The sequence below is a fragment of the Taklimakanibacter albus genome, from assembly GCF_016595235.1.
Classification (GTDB): domain Bacteria; phylum Pseudomonadota; class Alphaproteobacteria; order Rhizobiales; family Aestuariivirgaceae; genus Taklimakanibacter; species Taklimakanibacter albus.
In genome coordinates this window covers 1,913,085-1,929,942 of the sequence record NZ_JAENHL010000007.1, presented here as the reverse complement: position 1 = coordinate 1,929,942, position 16,858 = coordinate 1,913,085, and the positions used below count along the sequence as shown (strand labels likewise).

18 protein-coding genes are annotated in these 16,858 nt (G+C 62.6%); 14 read left to right on the top strand and 4 right to left on the bottom strand.

Features of this window, described 5'->3' with window-relative positions; all coding sequences use genetic code 11:
- Positions 1–147 precede the first annotated feature (147 nt).
- Positions 148–1,440 (top strand): L-rhamnose catabolism isomerase, encoded by a 1,293-nt coding sequence (rhaI, locus tag JHL16_RS20680; protein ID WP_200186722.1) that lies wholly within the window; start codon positions 148–150, stop codon positions 1,438–1,440.
- Positions 1,441–1,499: 59 nt separating this feature from the next.
- On the top strand, positions 1,500–2,606 hold the full coding sequence (locus JHL16_RS20675) for an alanine racemase (RefSeq protein ID WP_200186721.1): 1,107 nt from the start codon (positions 1,500–1,502) through the stop codon (positions 2,604–2,606).
- Positions 2,607–2,721: 115 nt separating this feature from the next.
- Here the strand turns inward: JHL16_RS20675 and JHL16_RS20670 are convergent, their stop codons facing one another.
- Genes JHL16_RS20670 through JHL16_RS20655 form a run of 4 tightly spaced genes read right to left on the bottom strand, consistent with a single transcriptional unit; the run spans position 2,722 to position 5,958 of the window.
- On the bottom strand, positions 2,722–3,216 hold the full coding sequence (locus JHL16_RS20670) for a hypothetical protein (RefSeq protein ID WP_200186720.1): 495 nt from the start codon (positions 3,214–3,216) through the stop codon (positions 2,722–2,724).
- A gap of 26 nt (positions 3,217–3,242) precedes the next feature.
- Positions 3,243–4,124, bottom strand: coding sequence for an SIS domain-containing protein (locus JHL16_RS20665; RefSeq protein ID WP_200186719.1), 882 nt, complete (start codon positions 4,122–4,124; stop codon positions 3,243–3,245).
- Entirely contained in the window at positions 4,121–5,194 is a 1,074-nt protein-coding gene (locus JHL16_RS20660) for an ABC transporter ATP-binding protein (RefSeq protein ID WP_200186718.1), read from the bottom strand. The genes JHL16_RS20665 and JHL16_RS20660 overlap by 4 nt, the downstream gene beginning before the upstream one ends.
- Positions 5,191–5,958, bottom strand: coding sequence for an SDR family NAD(P)-dependent oxidoreductase (locus JHL16_RS20655; RefSeq protein ID WP_200186717.1), 768 nt, complete (start codon positions 5,956–5,958; stop codon positions 5,191–5,193). Before JHL16_RS20655 ends, JHL16_RS20660 begins: the two co-directional genes overlap by 4 nt.
- Positions 5,959–6,223: 265 nt before the next feature.
- Here JHL16_RS20655 and JHL16_RS20650 point away from each other — a divergent pair, with 265 nt between their 5' ends.
- The 12 genes from JHL16_RS20650 (at position 6,224) to JHL16_RS20595 (ending at position 16,821) form a co-directional block, all read left to right on the top strand.
- Positions 6,224–7,459: an ABC transporter substrate-binding protein gene (locus tag JHL16_RS20650; RefSeq protein ID WP_200186716.1), complete on the top strand. Its 1,236-nt coding sequence runs from the start codon at positions 6,224–6,226 to the stop codon at positions 7,457–7,459.
- Between the two features lie 124 nt (positions 7,460–7,583).
- Entirely contained in the window at positions 7,584–8,459 is an 876-nt protein-coding gene (locus tag JHL16_RS20645) for a carbohydrate ABC transporter permease (protein WP_200186715.1), read from the top strand.
- A complete protein-coding gene (locus JHL16_RS20640; protein ID WP_420884555.1) occupies positions 8,459–9,280 on the top strand; it encodes a carbohydrate ABC transporter permease in 822 nt (273 codons plus the stop codon). Before JHL16_RS20645 ends, JHL16_RS20640 begins: the two co-directional genes overlap by 1 nt.
- 13 nt (positions 9,281–9,293) lie before the next feature.
- Positions 9,294–9,662, top strand: coding sequence for a RidA family protein (locus tag JHL16_RS20635; protein WP_200186714.1), 369 nt, complete (start codon positions 9,294–9,296; stop codon positions 9,660–9,662).
- A gap of 11 nt (positions 9,663–9,673) precedes the next feature.
- Positions 9,674–11,143, top strand: coding sequence for a M81 family metallopeptidase (locus tag JHL16_RS20630; RefSeq protein WP_200186713.1), 1,470 nt, complete (start codon positions 9,674–9,676; stop codon positions 11,141–11,143).
- A 179-nt stretch (positions 11,144–11,322) separates the two neighbouring features.
- Positions 11,323–11,574 carry a type II toxin-antitoxin system RelE/ParE family toxin gene (locus JHL16_RS20625; RefSeq protein ID WP_200186712.1) on the top strand — a complete coding sequence of 84 codons (252 nt, stop codon included), beginning with the start codon at positions 11,323–11,325 and terminating at the stop codon, positions 11,572–11,574.
- Positions 11,571–11,867, top strand: a complete 297-nt coding sequence (locus JHL16_RS20620; protein ID WP_200186711.1) for a helix-turn-helix domain-containing protein — start codon at positions 11,571–11,573, stop codon at positions 11,865–11,867. Before JHL16_RS20625 ends, JHL16_RS20620 begins: the two co-directional genes overlap by 4 nt.
- Positions 11,868–11,928: 61 nt before the next feature.
- Positions 11,929–12,495 carry a thiamine phosphate synthase gene (locus JHL16_RS20615; protein WP_200186710.1) on the top strand — a complete coding sequence of 189 codons (567 nt, stop codon included), beginning with the start codon at positions 11,929–11,931 and terminating at the stop codon, positions 12,493–12,495.
- Complete coding sequence (locus tag JHL16_RS20610; RefSeq protein ID WP_200186709.1) at positions 12,492–13,394, top strand: tetratricopeptide repeat protein; 903 nt, start codon at positions 12,492–12,494, stop codon at positions 13,392–13,394. The genes JHL16_RS20615 and JHL16_RS20610 overlap by 4 nt, the downstream gene beginning before the upstream one ends.
- A gap of 174 nt (positions 13,395–13,568) precedes the next feature.
- On the top strand, positions 13,569–14,717 hold the full coding sequence (locus tag JHL16_RS20605; RefSeq protein WP_200186708.1) for an OpgC family protein: 1,149 nt from the start codon (positions 13,569–13,571) through the stop codon (positions 14,715–14,717).
- Positions 14,718–14,845: 128 nt separating this feature from the next.
- Positions 14,846–15,148 (top strand): hypothetical protein, encoded by a 303-nt coding sequence (locus tag JHL16_RS20600; protein ID WP_200186707.1) that lies wholly within the window; start codon positions 14,846–14,848, stop codon positions 15,146–15,148.
- A 41-nt stretch (positions 15,149–15,189) separates the two neighbouring features.
- On the top strand, positions 15,190–16,821 hold the full coding sequence (locus JHL16_RS20595; RefSeq protein WP_200186706.1) for an acyl-CoA synthetase: 1,632 nt from the start codon (positions 15,190–15,192) through the stop codon (positions 16,819–16,821).
- Positions 16,822–16,858: the final 37 nt, after the last annotated feature.

Genomic DNA, 16,858 nt, shown 5'->3' with positions numbered 1-16,858 from the left:
GAGAGGGCAGGGTGAGGGGGAACCGGCATTGCCTATGGATGTATCTCGGAAGAGGTTGCGAGACTGGTTCCCCCTCACCTTCCCATTGCTTCGCAATGGGCCCCTTCCTCTCCCCCGCAGGGGGAGAGGGGAATTACTGGAGGCGTCATGACCTTTTCCATATCCGCCGACTTCATCGGCGCGCAGAACCGCAAAGCGGAAGCGGCATTGGCGGAAGATTATGCGGCGCTCGGGCGGCAGCTCGAGCGGCGCGGCGTCGATATCGAAAAGATGACGGCGCGGGCCATGGCCTATGCGGTGGCGGTGCCGAGCTGGGGCGTGGGCACCGGCGGTACCCGCTTCGCCCGCTTTCCGGGGCCGGGCGAGCCGCGCAACGTCTTCGACAAGATCGATGATTGCGGCGTCATCCATCAGCTCGGCCGGGTGACGCCGACGGTCTCGCCGCATATTCCGTGGGACAAGGTCGACGACTACAGTGCGCTGCGCCAAAAGGCGGCCTCGCATGATCTCACCTTCGACGCGGTGAATTCCAACAGCTTCCAGGATGCCAAGGGCCAGAAGCTCTCCTATAAATTCGGCTCGCTCACCCATGCCGATCCGGGCACGCGGGCCCAGGCGGTCGAACACAATCTCGAATGTATCGAGATCGGCCGCAAACTCGGCTCGTCAGCGCTCACCGTATGGATCGCCGACGGCTCGAACTTCCCCGGCCAGTCCAATCTCAATGCCGCCTTCGATCGTTACATGGCGTCGCTCAGAGAGATCTATGACGCGCTGCCCAAGGACTGGTCGGTGTTCCTCGAGCACAAGCTCTATGAGCCGGCCTTCTATTCGACCGTGATCTCCGACTGGGGCTCGAGCTTCATGGCGGCGAGCGAATTGGGGCCCAAGGCCAAATGCCTGGTCGATCTCGGCCATCACGCGCCCAACACCAATATCGAGCAGATCGTGGCGCGGCTCATCCGGGCGCAGAAGCTCGCCGGCTTCCATTTCAACGATTCCAAATATGGCGATGACGATCTCGATTCGGGCTCGGTCGATCCGTTCCGCCTGTTCCTGGTCTTCAATGAGCTGGTCGATGCCGAATTGCGCAAGGCACCGGGCTTCAACCCGGCCTATATGATCGACCAGTCGCACAATGTCACCGATCCGATCGAAAGCCTGATCCAGTCGGCCAACGAGATCCAACGCGCCTATGTGCAGGCCTCGCTCATCGACCGCGCGGTGCTCGCTGCCGTGCAAGCGGAAAGCGATGTGCTGGGCGGCCATCTCCTCGTCAAGCAGGCCTTCGTCACCGATGTGTCGCCCGTCCTGGCGGAAGCCCGGCGGCGCAAGAGCGGCGCCATCGATCCGATCGCCACCTACCGGGCGTCAGGCTACCGCCGGCATAAGGCCGAGGAGCGGCCTGATAGCGGCACGGCATCAGCCGGAATCGTCTGAGCATTTCCCTGCTGCGCCGAAATGCTCTAAAAGCCTCGGGCCGCATAGAGGATAAGAAAATGAGCAGCAAGGACATCACCAGCTTTTTCCGTTTCGAATCGGTGGGCAAGAAGATCGCGGATCTGGAGACGCCGACGCCCGTCATCGACATCGACGTCGTCGACCGCAATCTCAAGCGCTGGCAGGCGCGCTGCGACAAGCTCGGAATCGCCAACCGGCCCCATATCAAGACCCACAAGCTGGTGCCGCTGGCCAAATACCAGCTGGCGCTGGGCGCCAAGGGCATCACGGTGCAGAAGCTCGGCGAGGCGGAAGTCATGGCCGATGCCGGCATCCGCGACATGCTGCTGACTTTCAATGTGGTGGGCGAGCATAAGCTGAAGCGCCTCGCCGATCTCGCCAAACGCAGCGACATTTCGGTGGTCGCCGACAATGAGGCGCTGCTCGAAGGCCTCGGCCGCGCCGGCGTCGCGGCGGGCCGCGACATCGCGGTGCTGGTCGAATGTGATACCGGCGCCAAGCGCAATGGCGTGCAGTCACCGGAGGCCGCGGCCGCGTTGGCCAAGGCGATCGAGCGGACCAAAGGTCTCTCCTATGGCGGCCTGATGACCTATGCGGCGCCTGGCCAGCGCCGGGAAACCGAGGCCTTTCTGGTCGCGGCGCGCGAACGGGCCGCGGAAGCCGGGCTCGCGACGAAGGTGATCAGCACCGGCGGCTCGCCTGATATGTGGAAGGACGAGGGGCTCGCGGTCCCCACCGAATATCGCGCCGGCACCTATATCTATTTCGACCGCTCGCTCGCCGAGCGCGGCACCTGCACTTACGAGGATTGCGCGCTCAATGTGCTCGCCACGGTGGTGAGCCGGCCGACGGATCAGCGCGCCATGATCGATGCCGGCAGCAAGTCGCTGACCAGCGATCTTCTGGGCCTGCAAGGTTATGGCGTCGTCCATGCGCTGGGCAAAGCGCAAATCTATGCGACCAGCGAGGAGCATGGCTTCCTCGATATTTCGAATGTCGCGGAGAAGCCAAGGGTCGGCGATCTGGTGCGCATCACGCCCAACCATGTCTGCCCGGTGACCAATCTCTTCAACCGCGTCGTCTTCGTGCGCGGCGATGAGGTGCTGGGCGCCGTCAAGGTCGATGCGCGGGGATTGGTGCAGTAGAAGGACCGTCACCCCGGCGAAAGCCGGGGCCCAATGAATAAGTGCAATATGGGCGGCACTGCCCGCGTGGCGGAAATTTAATGGGCCCCGGCTTTCGCCGGGGTGACGGATAGGGTTACGTTCTCGCCTTGCCCATCGGGAAGGGCATGTAGCCGACGAAGCCGGTCATCTTCCACACGCCGTTGAAGCGGCCGCAGAAATAGAGCGTCTGCCAGCTCAGCACGTCCTGGCCGCCATCGGCCCGGGCGACGACGCCGTCGAATTTCTTGTGGCAGACGGCGCGGTCGCCGGCGATGTCGATGTCGCGCATATTGGTGGCGCGGAACAAGGCCTCGCGCAAAGGCTCGGCATATTCGACCTTGGCGGTGGCGGCGGCCTGGCGCAGCCATTCGTCGCGATAGGCGTCGAGATTGGGGAAATCGAGCCGCCAGCTGTCGGGCAGCTCGGATTTGTGCGCATTCACGCCGAAGAAGGATTCGGCATGGAAATCAGGGCCGTGCTTCGACCAGTCGGCGGCGATGAACGCGTCGATGTCGCGCTCGACCAGCATGGCCCAGATCTGATGCCGGTCGGTGTCGTTCGGCGCAAAGGGGTTCTTCGTGTAGTCCATTTTTCTCTCCCTGTATTATCGGATGGTTAGTCGCCGAGCGGCAGACGCGGATCGTCGACCTTCAGCGTGTTGAGGCTCTGCTTGATGCGGCGCATGCCCTCGATGACGCGCGGGCCCATATTCTCGGCGACCATGGTGGCGATGATGTCGACGATGGCGAGGAGGGCGTAGCGCGACGAGGTCGGCTTGTAGATGTGGCTGTCCTCATAGGTCTGGAACGGCACCACGATATGCGCCGCCTCGGCCAGCGCCGAGGGTTGAGCGGTGACGGCAGCCGTGTGCGCGCCATATTGGCGGGCCACCATCACCGCATCGACCACGGAACGGGCGTAACCCGACACCGAGAAGCCGATGACGAGGGTCGATTTGTCGGCGACGGCCGAGGTCATGCGCTGCATCTGGCCGTCTATATGCGAGACGGCGTTGATGCGGAAGCGGAACAGGCGGTTCTGCAGTTCCACCGCCATCATCGAGGAAATGCCGCCCGAGCCGTAGATCAGCACATGCGGGCTCTCGGTGATCTTGGCGCTCAATTCGGCGATGGCGCCGATATCGAGGGTGGGCTTGAGCTTCTCGATGGCCGAGACGGCGCCGTCGCAGATCGCCTGCAAGGTGCGCTCTTCGCGGGCGTCGCGGTTGAGCGGCACCGGATTGAGATAGAGGGCGCCGACCGCCAAAGCCTGGGCGAGCTTGAACTTGAAATCGCGGGTGCCTTCGCAGCCGAGACCCCGGCAGAAGCGCGTCACCGTCGGCTCGCTCACCTCGGCGCGGGCGGCGAGGTCGGCGATCGCCGCCTTGGAGGCGAAATCGATATCGTCGAGAATGAGCTGCGCCAGGCGGCGGTCGGATTTGGAGCCGTCCTCGGAGCGCTCGCGCAGACGCGCGACGATATCGATGATGTCGTTCACACCGGGCGCCCCGTCTCGCGGTCGAAGACATGGGTGAGCTGATGGTCGATGGCGAGGCCGATCTCGGCGCCGGGCGCCAGCTTGAGCCGTTCGCGGAAGACGCAGCGCACCGGCGTACCGGCGATGGCGCCGTAGAGATGGGTCTCCGAGCCGGTCGGCTCGATGACGTCGACCTTGAACGGCATGCCCTGGCCCGTGTCGGCGAGACGGAAATGCTCGGGCCGCATGCCGACCTCGACCTGGCGGCCATCATTGGCGGCGGCGAGTGTCCGGGTCGGCAGGACGACGCCGTCATCGGTGACGACGGCGGCGCCGTCGGCAGTCTTCTTCACCCGGCCGGGCACGAAGCTCATCGAGGGGGAGCCTAAGAAGCTCGCGACGAATTTGGTGGCGGGATGGTCATAGAGCTCGAGCGGCGAGCCCGCCTGCTCGATGCGGCCCTTGTTCATGACGACGATGCGGTCGGCCATGGTCATGGCCTCGATCTGATCATGCGTCACATAAACGATGGTCGAGCCCAGCCGCTGATGCAGCGCCTTGATCTCGGTGCGCATCTGCACGCGCAATTGCGCGTCGAGATTGGAGAGCGGCTCGTCGAACAGGAATACCTCGGGGCTGCGCACGATGGCGCGGCCCATGGCGACGCGCTGGCGCTGGCCGCCGGACAGCTGACGCGGAAAGCGGTCGAGATAATCATGCAGATTGAGGATGCCGGCGGCCTTTCCGACCTTGTCGGTGACGGCGCTTTCGGCCTCTTTGCGGATACGCGGACCGAAGCCAATATTGTCCTTGGCCGTCATATGCGGGAAGAGCGCATAGGACTGGAACACCATGGCGATGTTGCGTTCCTGGGGGCTGAGCCCATTGGCGCGCTTGCCACCGATCATGAGCTCGCCGTCGCTGATCTCCTCGAGACCGGCGATCATGCGTAGAAGGGTGGACTTGCCGCAGCCCGAGGGACCGACCAGGACGACGAATTCGCCATCGGCGATATCGAGATCGAGGCCCTTGGGAATGATCGTCACCGCCCCGAATTGCTTGGCGATGCCGCGCAGATGGACCGTGCTCATGAGACGCCTTTCAGAACCGTGTCGATGAAGGGAAGGAAGCCCGCCGTGGCGCCGGCGTCAACCGGCAAAGTCACGCCGGTGATGCCGCTCGACAAAGGCGAGGCGAGGAAGACGACCGCATTGGCCACTTCCTCGGGACTGACCAGGCGCTGCAGCGGATAAAGCCTCGTGACGCGTGGCAGAAGCAAAGGCTCGGCTTCGAGCCGGTGATCCCAGGCATGGGTGCGGGTCGAGCCCGGGCAGACGCTGTTGGAGCGGATGCCTTGCGCGCCATGCTCGACCGCGATGGCGCGCGAATAGGCCTCGATGCCGGATTTGGCCGCGGCATAAACGGGATTGCCGAAATGCATCAGCGCATTGACCGAGCTGATGAAGACGATGCTGCCGACCTTGCGCTCGACCATCGCCGGCAGGAGAGCATTGGTGAATTGCATGACGCCGCCGAGATTGAGCTGCAATTCACGCGCGATGACCTCGTTGGTCACGTCTTCCATCAATTCGGCCCGCGTCCAGCCGGCATTGTTGACGAGACAGTCGGGGGCGCCGAATTTGGCGGTGATGTTCTCCACCGCCTTGCCGATGGAGGCGGGATCGAGAAGGTCGAAGACCTCCAGGTGATCGGGCCTGATCGGCTCGGCGGTTTCCGCCGTGCGGTCGCAGGCGATGACGGTGGCGCCTTCATTATGGAAGGCCTGGACCAGGGCCGAGCCGATGCCGCCGCCCGCCCCGGTGATGATGACTTTCTTGCCCTTGAGACCCGTCATGTTTCCTCGCCGTATTTGGTGCCAGTTACGATCGCTCCAGCTTGAGCGAACCGCAAGCAACCTTGCCGGGATTCCGGTCGAAACCGGCCCCTCGCTGTTCCTGTCTTCATTCCAGTCTGTGCGCAATTTTGTAAGTTGGCAACATAATTTCAGCTTGTTTTCCTTTATTTTTGAAAGTATGTAACTCGGCAACATCGAAAACGATGTCCGTGAAAGCCCGAAAACGGGCTCCCAAAATCCCCATTTCCGACTGAGGAGGAACTCCATGAAAAGCCGATTTCTGAAGACTATTCTGACCGCGGGCTTGAGCCTCGCGGCGCTCACCAGCGTGGCGCTCGCCGGCACCGTGCGCGTCACCGTCGCCGAATACAGCGCCAAGACCGGACCCTATTTCGCCGAGGCCGAGAAGGCCTTCGAAGCCGCCAATCCGGGCGTCGACATCCAGATCGAAGTGGTGCCGTGGGACGTGCTGCTGCAGAAGCTCACCACCGATATCGGCGCCGGCTCCAATGCCGATCTGTCGATCATCGGCACGCGCTGGCTGATCGACTTCGTGAAGCAGGATGTCGCCGAGCCGCTCGACCAATTCATCACGCCGGAATTCAAGGACCGTTTCATCGAAACCTTCCTGTCGCCCTCGGTGATGGACGGCAAGACCTATGGCCTGCCGATCGCCGCCTCGGCGCGCGCCATGTATTACAACAAGGAATTGTTCGAGAAGGCCGGCATCACCGAGCCGCCGAAGACCTGGGACGAGCTCAAGGCCGCGGCTGAGAAGATCTCCGCATTGGGCGGCGGCGTCTATGGCTACGGGCTCCAGGGCAAGGAGATCGAGACCGACGTCTATTACTATTATGCGATGTGGTCGCAGGGCGTCGAAATCCTCGACAAGGACGGCAAGTCCGGTCTCGGCAGCGACGGCGCCATTGCCGCCGCCAAGATCTACAAGGAGCTGATCGACAAGAAGCTCACCCAGCCGGGCGTCACCTCCTTCTCGCGCGAGGATGTGCAGAACCTGTTCAAGCAGGGCAAGATCGGCATGATGATCACGGCGCCCTTCCTGTCGAATCAGATCAAGGAAGAAGCGCCGAACCTCAAATATGGCGTCGCCGCCATTCCGGCCGGCCCGTCGGGCGCGCGCGGCACCTATGGCGTGACCGACTCGATCATCATGTTCAAGAACTCGCAGAACAAGGAAGAGGCGTGGAAGTTCCTCGACTATCTCTTCACCACCGACATGCGCGCCAAGTTCACGCAGGGCGAAGGCTTTCTGCCGGTGAACAAGGAAGAGGCGAAGATGGACTATTATGTGAATAATGCCGATCTCAAGGCGTTCACCGATCTTCTGCCGTCGGCCCGCTTCGCGCCGGTCATCCCGGGCTGGGAGGAAGTGGCGCAGAAGACCTCCGACGCGCTGCAGAAGATCTATCTCGGCGATGTCGAGCCCGACGTGGCGCTGAAAGCCACCGCCGAAGAGATCAACGGCATCCTGCAGAAGTAAGTCATACGGAAACCCCTCTCCCCTGCGGGGGAGAGGGTGTAAAAGACATTCCGTAAGCTTCATCATCTTTGTTTGCGCATCGGCTTATCCGAAAACCGCTGCGCACTTTTCGGGCCGATGCTTGATGACCTCGCGCCAGACCGCCATTCCCTATCTCCTGATCCTGCCGAGCCTTGTGCTGGCGGCGGCGATCATCTTTTGGCCGGTCGGCAGCCTGATCGAAATCGCCACCAATGACGTGAACCGTTTCGGACAGCTCAAAGGCTGGAACGATTTCGCCAATTTTTCAGCGCTCTTTGCCAATGCCGATTTTATATCGGCCTTGTGGCGCACCGGCTTGTGGACGGTTCTTGTGGTCGGCGGCGCGCTGCTCGTCTCGGTGCCGGTGGCGCTCATTCTCAATGAAGATTTCTACGGCCGCGACATCGCGCGGGTGATCCTGATGCTGCCCTGGGCGGTTTCGCTCACCATGACGGCGGTGGTGTGGCGCTGGTCGCTCAATGGTGAAAGCGGCATGCTCAATTCGGCGCTGATGGGCTTAGGGATCATCAGCGAGAATGTGCAGTGGCTGGCGAGCGGCGATCTCGCTTTCGCCATGCAGGTGCTGATCGGCATATTGGTGACGGTGCCCTTCACCACCACGATCTTTTTGGGCGGCCTCTCCTCGATCCCGCAGGATCTCTATGAAGCCTCGGCACTCGAAGGCGCCTCGCGCCTGCAGCAGTTCCGCCATATCACGCTGCCGCTGCTGAAACCCTTCATCAATATCGCACTGGTGCTCAACACCATCTATGTGTTCAATTCCTTCCCGATCATCTGGGTGACGACGCAAGGCGGGCCGGCCAATTCGACCGATATCCTGGTCACCCATCTCTACAAGCTCGGCTTCCGCATCGGGAAGCTCGGCGAGGCCTCGGCGGTGTCGCTCATCATGCTGGCGATCCTGCTCGTCTTCACCATCATCTATGTGCGGCTCGCCATGAAGGAGCGTGAGGCCTGATGAGCAAGCTCAAACGCTCGATCATCGCCTGGGCGCTGTTGTCACCGTTGGTGGTGCTGTCGCTGTTTCCGTTCGCGGTGATGTTCATCACCGCGGTCAAGCCGCAGGCCGAGGTCTTGAACCCGACCTGGTGGCCGAGCGAGATCCGCTGGCAGAATTTCATCGACATGTGGACGGTGACCAATTTCGGCCGGGCGTTGTTCAACTCGCTCTATACGTCGCTCATCGCCACGATCGGCGCCATCCTGATCTCGATTCCGGCGGCCTATGCCTTGTCGCGCTTCCGTTTCCGCGGCCGCGGCGCCTTCAACCAGTTCCTGCTCATCTCGCAGATGCTGTCGCCGATCGTGCTGGTGGTCGGCCTGTTCCGGCTCATCGCCGCCCTCGGCCTCGTCGACAATGTGCCGACCGTCGGCGTCATCTACATGGCCTTCAACATCGCCTTCACCGTGTGGATGCTGCAGAGCTATTTCGCCACCATCCCGAAGGACCTCGAGGAGGCGGCCTGGATGGAAGGCGCGTCGCGCGGCCAGACGCTGATCAAGGTGTTCCTGCCCCTGGTGACGCCCGCCATCGCCGTCACCGCCATCTTCACCTTCATCAATGCATGGAACGAATTCGTCATCGCGCTGACGCTGCTCAGGCGCCAGGAGAGCTACACCCTGCCGATCCAGGTCTTCTCGCTGGTCGCCGGGCGCTACACGGTCGAGTGGCATCATGTGATGGCGGCAACCCTCGTCGCCACGATCCCCGTTGCCATTCTCTTCGCCTGGCTGCAACGTTACCTAGTGCGCGGCCTTTCGCTCGGCGCAGTCAAATAAAAAGGAACGATCCATGAAGAAGCAGGTTTTCGGCACATCGCATGTCCCTTTGTCGCCCGCCGTCCGGGCCGGTGATTTCGTCTATGTGTCGGGGCAGGTACCGGTCGACGCGCAAGGCAATGTCGTGCCGGGCGGCATCAAGGAGCAGACGCGCCAGGTACTGGAGAATGTCAAAGCGGCCCTGGCGCTGGCCGGCGCCACAATGGATGAAGTGGTGAAAACCACCGTGTGGCTCGATGATGCCCGCGATTTCGGCGGCTTCAACCAGGTCTACGGCACGTTCTTCGCCAAAGAGCCGCCGGCGCGCACCACCGCCGAAAGCCGGCTGATGATCGACATCAAGGTCGAGATCGAAGCCATCGCCTTCTCGCCCAAGAAATAATCCGGACAGCCATGCGCATCTTCACGGCGTCGCTCGCGACGGAGACCAATACTTTCTCGCCGGTGCCGACGGATCGCGCCAGCTTCGACATGGCGTTCTATGCCGCCCCGGGCAAACATCCGGAGACGCCGACGCTGTGCTCGTCGCCGATGCTGGTGCTGCGCCGGCGGGCGCGTGAAGACAAAAGCCTCACCGTGATCGAGGGGACCGCCGCCTGGGCCGAGCCCGGCGGCCTCCTCAATCGCCAGGCCTATGAGGCCTTGCGCGACGCTATTTTGGCCGAGCTCAAGGCCGCGCTGCCGGTCGATGGCGTCGTGCTCGGCCTCCATGGCGCGATGGTGGCGCAGGGCTATGATGATTGCGAAGGCGATCTTCTTGAGCGGGTGCGGGCGATCGTCGGGCCGAAGGTCGTCATCGCCGCCGAGCTCGATCCGCACAGCCATCTGACGCCGAAACGCGTCGCCAATGCCGATATCCTCGCCGCCTTCCTGGAATTCCCGCATACGGATTTCTATGAACGCGGCGAGCATGTCGTCGATCTGGCGCTCCAGGCGATCAGAGGTGAGATCAAACCGGTGATCTCCGCTTACGATTGCCGGCTGATCGATGTGTATCCGACGAGCCGCGAGCCGATGCGGTCCTTCGTCGACCGAATCAAGGCGCTGCAGGGCAAGGACGATATCCTGTCGGTCTCCTTCATCCATGGCTTCATGGCGGCGGATGTGCCGGAAATGGGCAGCCGCATGCTGGTGGTGAGCGACAGTGCGAAAGAGAAGGGCGATCGTCTCGCCGAAAGACTCGGGCGCGAGATCTATGCGCTGCGCGGCAAGACGCTGATGCCCAATATGAGCATCGATGAAGGGCTCGACCGGGCGCTTCAGGTGACGCGGCCGGGGAAGCCGGCGGTCATCGCCGATATGTGGGACAATCCGGGCGGCGGCGTCGCCGGCGACGGCACGCTCCTGCTGCGCCGCATGATCGAGCGGAAAATTCCGAAGGCGGCGCTGGCGACGATCTGGGATCCGATGGCGGTCAATTTCGCTCATGGCGCGGGCGCGGGGGCGGAGATCGATCTGCGCATCGGCGGCAAGTCCGGGCCTTTGGGCGGCGAGCCGGTCGATGCGCGCGTCATCGTCCGCAAGGTCGTGCAAGAGGGCTGGCAAAGCTTCGGCGGCAGCCGCGTCACGCTCGGCCCCGCAGCGGTGGTGCGTATCGCCGGCACCGAGATCGACGTCATCCTCAACACCAACCGCACGCAGACTTTCGAGCCCGACATCTTTGCCAATCTCGGCATCGATCCCAAGGCCCAGCCGCTGCTGGTGGTGAAGTCGACCAATCACTTCTATGCCGGCTTCGCCCCGATCGCCTCGGAAGTGATCTATGTGGCGGCGGGCGCCACCTATCCGAACAATCCGCGCGTCACCAATTACCGCAAGCTCACCCGCAAGCTGTGGCCCCGGGCAGAAGACCCCTTCGCGTGAAGGTGATGATCCGGATTGCGGAGCTTCCGTAGCTTTCGGTATTGACGAATCTACGGAGATTCCGTATATATGATTTGCGCACACGGTAGTCGAGACTCCTGCGTTTCTCAGCGCGCCCATCTGGCGGGAATTTCTGAAGCTGAGCGCGAACGGATCGTCGAGACCTGGCACGAGATCCTATGCTGGGCGTCGAGATCAAGGGGACAGGCGGGTGCCGAAAATTTCGTTTCGCCGGCCGCGGCAAGGGTAAGAGTGGTGGCTACCGGGTTGTTACCTTCTTTACGGGAGAAGCCTTGCCCGTCTACCTGATCACGGTCTTCGGCAAGAACATGAAGGACAATCTCTCGGACGCCGAAGCCAACGAGTTGAAGAAACTCACCAAGCAGATTGTCCTGGCCTACGCAGCGAAAGCACGGAGAAAAAAGTCATGAGCAAAGCTTTTGAGATGATCAAGGCCGGTCTCGAAGATGCGCTGGTTCATGCCAAGGGGCGCGCGGATAAATCGAAGTACAAGATTCATGTTCCTACCGAGATCGACGTCAAGAAGATCAGAACCGAACTCGGCCTGTCCCAGGATGAGTTCGCCCGACGATACAGCCTCACCGCCGCCAGGGTGCGCGATTGGGAGCAGGGCCGATCCAAGCCGGACAGCGCTGCCCGAGCCTACCTGACGGTCATCAAGAAGGAGCGCAAAGCGGTCGAGCGGGCTCTCAAGGCCGGTTGAGACCGTTTGCCTTCCGGGGCCATCTCTGATTGAACGGGGCGAGGAGGCCTTCGAATCAGCCATGGCGCAGCCCCGACTTCATCTTATCGTCCCCGAAACGACTGGCCCCCATGCGGTCCGCTGCTTTGCGGCGGCCTGCGAAGCGGGCGATGTCGCGAGCGCGCTGGCGCCCGGCGAGCTGGTCAGCCTGCTTTTGCCGACCGCCCATAAACATGGTGTGGCGCTGCTCAGCCTCGATGAGAAACATGCCCAGGCCTGCGACGGCATCGAGGTGACCGAGCGCGCCGATTACGAACATGCCCGCAAGCTTCTGGGGCCGGACAAGATCATCGGCGCCCTGTGCGGCACGTCGCGCCATATGGCGATGGATCTGGCCGAGGCGGGCGCCGATTATGTCGCTTTCCATCAGGCCCGGCTCCTGCCGCATGACGAGCCGATCATCGCCTGGTGGACGGGGCTGTTCGAAGTGCCCTGTATCGCCGCCGATCCGGTGGGCCCCGAGGGGGTTGCCGCATTATTGACGCAACAACCCGATTTCATCCGGCCGCCGGAGTCGATTTGGACCTCGCCCGAAGAGGCCCGGCGCATCGTCACCGAGCTCATGCAGGCGATTTCGACGACCCCATGAACCGCCTTCCCGCTTATCTGCTGGCCTTGGGCCTGGCTTTTGCCGGCCCAACCCTGGCGCAGGCCCAGGCCCAGCCGCCTTACGAGGAAGCGGTCTCGCTCTACGAAGACAAGGATTACAAAGGCGCCCGCGTCATCGCCGAGGCACTCGCCAAGAAGGGCGATGCGCGCGCCATGGCGATGATGGGCGTGCTCTACCAGAAGGGCCAGGGTGTCGAGGCCGATCTCAACAAGGCGGCCGACTTCTATGCCCAGGCGGCCGACAAGGGCAATGTCGGGGCGCAATATTCACTGGGCGAAATCTATCTCAACGGCATGCTCGGCGAGGCGGATCCCGACCGTGGGCGCTACTGGATGGAAAAGGCGGCCAAGCAGGGCAAGGCCGAGGCGCAGCACCGGATGGGGCTGCTCGCCGCCAGCGAAACGCCGCCCGACTGGCTCGAGGCGGCCGAATGGTTCGACAAGGCGGCCCTCCAGGGCTACGCCGATTCACAATATAATCTGGGCGTCCTCTTCACCGAGGGGCGGGGCGTCGAGCAGAACAAGATCAGGGCCGGCGAATGGTTCGCCAAAGCGGCGGTCAAGGGCCATCGCGACGCCGCCCTCGATTACGGCATCATGGTCTTCCGCGGCGATGGGGTGAAGAAGGACGAAAAGGTCGGCGCCCAGTGGCTCCTGGTGTCGGCCAAGCGCGGCAATCCGGTGGCGCAGAACCGGGTGGCGCTGCTCTTCGCGACCGGGCGCGTCTTCGCCGTCAATCCGGTCGAGGCGGTGAAATGGCACACTCTCGCCAAAGCCGGCGGGCGCAACGACGCCTGGCTCGATGAATTCGTCGGCCGCCTGCCGGAAGCCCAGCGCCAGGAAGGCGAAGCCAAGGCGAAGGCCTTCAAGCCGGATTGACGTAGCGCATCCCGGTGACGTGGATCCGCTTCGCCCACAGGGATTCGCGCCAAATCAATATGTTGGAGCAAATTTTCGTCGCCGAGGTCTTCAATTTCGGCGGAATTTGTTCTACTTATTATGCCGCAATAACAATGCCTTGATCCTGCCATCCCGGTCCTTCAAGCACGCCTTATGACGACTGCCGCCGCCCCCTCACGCCGCGACCACCGCATCGATTTTCTGCGGGGACTGGCGCTCGCCTCGATCTTCATCAATCACGTGCCGGGCAACTTCTACGAAAAGTGGACGCATAAGAATTTCGGCTTCTCGGATGCCGCGGAAGTCTTCGTCATGCTGGCCGGCTTCGCCTCGGCCTATGCGTATTTCGCCCGCTTCGAGCGCGGCGAGACCTGGGATGCGACCGTCAAGGCCATCAAGCGCGCCTGGACGCTCTATATGAGCCATATCGTGACGACGATCATCGGCATCTCGCTGTTCTGCGCCGCGACGCTCTATTTCATGCATCCGGGCTATCTCGACGACACCATCGTCTATATGGATATCAAGCCTCTGGCGGAGGATCCGGTGCGCGGCGTCATCGGGCTCGTCACGCTGGGCCACCAGCTCGGCTATTTCAACATCCTCCCCATGTATATGGCGCTGCTGCTGATGCTGCCGCTGTTCATGGTGCTGGCGCGCTACAGCCTGTCGCTGTTGCTCGCGGTGTCGGTGACCTTGTGGTTCGCCACCGGCGTCTTCGGGCTCGATGTCCCCAACTATCCGATGCCGGGCGGCTGGTTCTTCAATCCGCTCGCCTGGCAGCTGCTGTTCGTCGTCGGCTTCATTCTCGGCCAGCGCCAGCGCGAGAACCGGCCGATGCCATTTTCGGCGCTGCTCTATGGCCTGTGCGTCGTCTATCTGCTGCTCGCCTATTGGTGGGTACCGTTCGACTGGGTGATCAATTTCTCCGGCATCAAGCTGCCGTCGACGATCTGGAGCTTCGACAAGGGCTTCGTCGCCTGGCCACGCCTCCTGCATGTGCTGGCGCTCGCTTATGTGGTGATGATGTCGCCGCTCGGCCGCCTGATGCACCGCATCCCGGCGAGCAATTTCCTCACCGCCATGGGCCGCCATTCGCTCCCGGTTTTCTGCGTCGGCTCGCTGATGTCGATGACGGGCGCCATCGTGCGCCATGAATGGGGCGGCAGCTTCGCGCATGACACGGTCATCATCGCGACCGGCCTTCTGGTGATGGGCACGCTCGCCGTCGTCCTGGACGGGCGCAAGCCGTCGAGGCCCGACCAGCAGCCCTTGCGGCAGCCCTATCCCGCCACCACATAATGAAGTGGGACTGGTGAAGTCCTGGTCCGGCCTGGCCGGATCGCCGAAGTCTCTACAACCGGGCGCCGTGCTTCGCCCGTGATGACGTTGCTGCCGGGCAAGAAGGCGCTCATTCGAGAGTGGCTCACATGGCTCGCATCCTCATGAAATGGCTTTTGGTGGCTGCCGCTTTCCTGTTTCTTTCCTCGATCGCCAAGGCGGAGATGCTTCCCTGCGCCTCGCATGATGATCTCGTCAGCCTGCTGGCAAAGCAATACAAGGAGACGCCAGAGGCCATCGGCATCACCCAGGATGGCACCCTGCTCGAAGTGTTCGTTTCCGAGCAGCGCAGCTGGACCGTGCTGCTCACCACGGCGACAGGGGTCTCCTGCATCGCCGCCAGCGGCGAGAACTGGGAGCGCGAAAGGCGTAAGCCCGAGGCCGGCCTGTAAACCGTCTTCCGCCGCGAAAGCGGATGGAATATGACGGCTCCATGAGCACCTCCATCTATGACCGCGATTTGCCCAAGACCCCGGCCAACTACCAGCCGCTGACGCCTCTGTCCTTCCTCGCCCGCGCCGGCGCCGTCTACCGGGATCACACCGCCATCATCCATGGCCGGCAACGCATCACCTATTCGGAATTCTATGCGCGCGCCCGCCGCCTCGCCTCGGCGCTCGGCAAGGCCGGCATCAAGCGCGGCGAGACCGTCTCGGCCTTGCTCGCCAATACGCCGGCGATGCTCGAGGCCCATTACGGCGTGCCGATGGCGGGCGCTGTCCTCAACACGCTCAATACCAGGCTCGATGCCGCCATCATCGCCTTCTCGCTGGAGCACGCCGAAACGCGCCTCGTCCTCGTCGACACGGAATTCTCCGGCCTCATGAAGGAGGCGCTGGCGCTCCTCAAGGGCAAGAAGCCGATCGTCATCGATTATGTCGACAGCGAATTCGTGCCCGACGGCGCGCGTCTCGGCGCCATCGATTATGAAAGCTTCATCTCAGGCGGCGATCCCGATTTCGCCTGGGTGATGCCCGAGGACGAGTGGGACGCGATCTCGCTCAATTACACGTCGGGCACCACCGGCAATCCGAAAGGCGTCGTGTGCCATCATCGCGGCGCCTATCTGATCGCGCAGGGCAATGTGCTGACCCAGCAGATGCAGCGCCATCCGGTCTATCTGTGGACGCTGCCGATGTTCCATTGCAACGGCTGGGGTTATCCGTGGTCGATGTCGGTGATGGGCGGCACCCATGTCACCTTGCGGGCGGTGCGCGCCAAGGCGATCTGGCAGGCGCTCGCCGAGCACAAGGTCACGCATCTGTGCGGCGCGCCGATCGTGATGGCGACCATCCTCAATGCGCCGGAAGATGAGAAGACGAAGCTTCCGCATGCGGTCGAGTTCACCACCGCGGCGGCGCCGCCGCCCGAAGTGGTGCTGGCGCGCATGGCCGAAGCGGGCTTCAACGTCACCCATGTCTATGGCCTCACCGAGACCTATGGGCCGGCAGTGGTCAATGACTGGGATAGCGCCTGGGACGCGCTCGCGCCCGAGGCGCGCGCCGCCAAGAAGGCGCGCCAGGGCGTGAATTATATTCCGCTCGAGGCGTTGACCGTGATGGATCCGGAAACGATGACGAGGGTACCGGCCGATGGCGAGACACTGGGCGAAGTGATGTTTCGCGGCAATATCGTGATGAAGGGCTATCTCAAGAACAAACAGGCGAGCGAGGATGCCTTCAAGGGCGGCTGGTTTCATTCGGGCGATCTCGCGGTGCTGCATCCCGATGGTTATGTGCAGCTGAAGGACCGCTCGAAAGACATCATCATTTCGGGCGGCGAGAACATCTCCTCGATCGAGGTCGAGGAAGTGCTCTACAAACATCCGGCCGTCCAGGCCGCCGCCGTCGTCGCAAAGGCGGATGAGAAATGGGGCGAAAGCCCGTGCGCCTTCATCGAAATCAAACCGGGTGCGAGCGTCACGGCCGACGAGATGCTCGACTGGTGCCGCAAAGGCCTGGCGCGCTACAAGGTGCCGAAACATGTGGTCTTCGCCGAATTGCCGAAGACGTCGACCGGCAAGATCCAGAAATTCAAGCTCCGGGAAATGGCGAAGAACGTTTGAAACGATGTGGGGGCGGCGTTTCCTGACGGCCATCTTC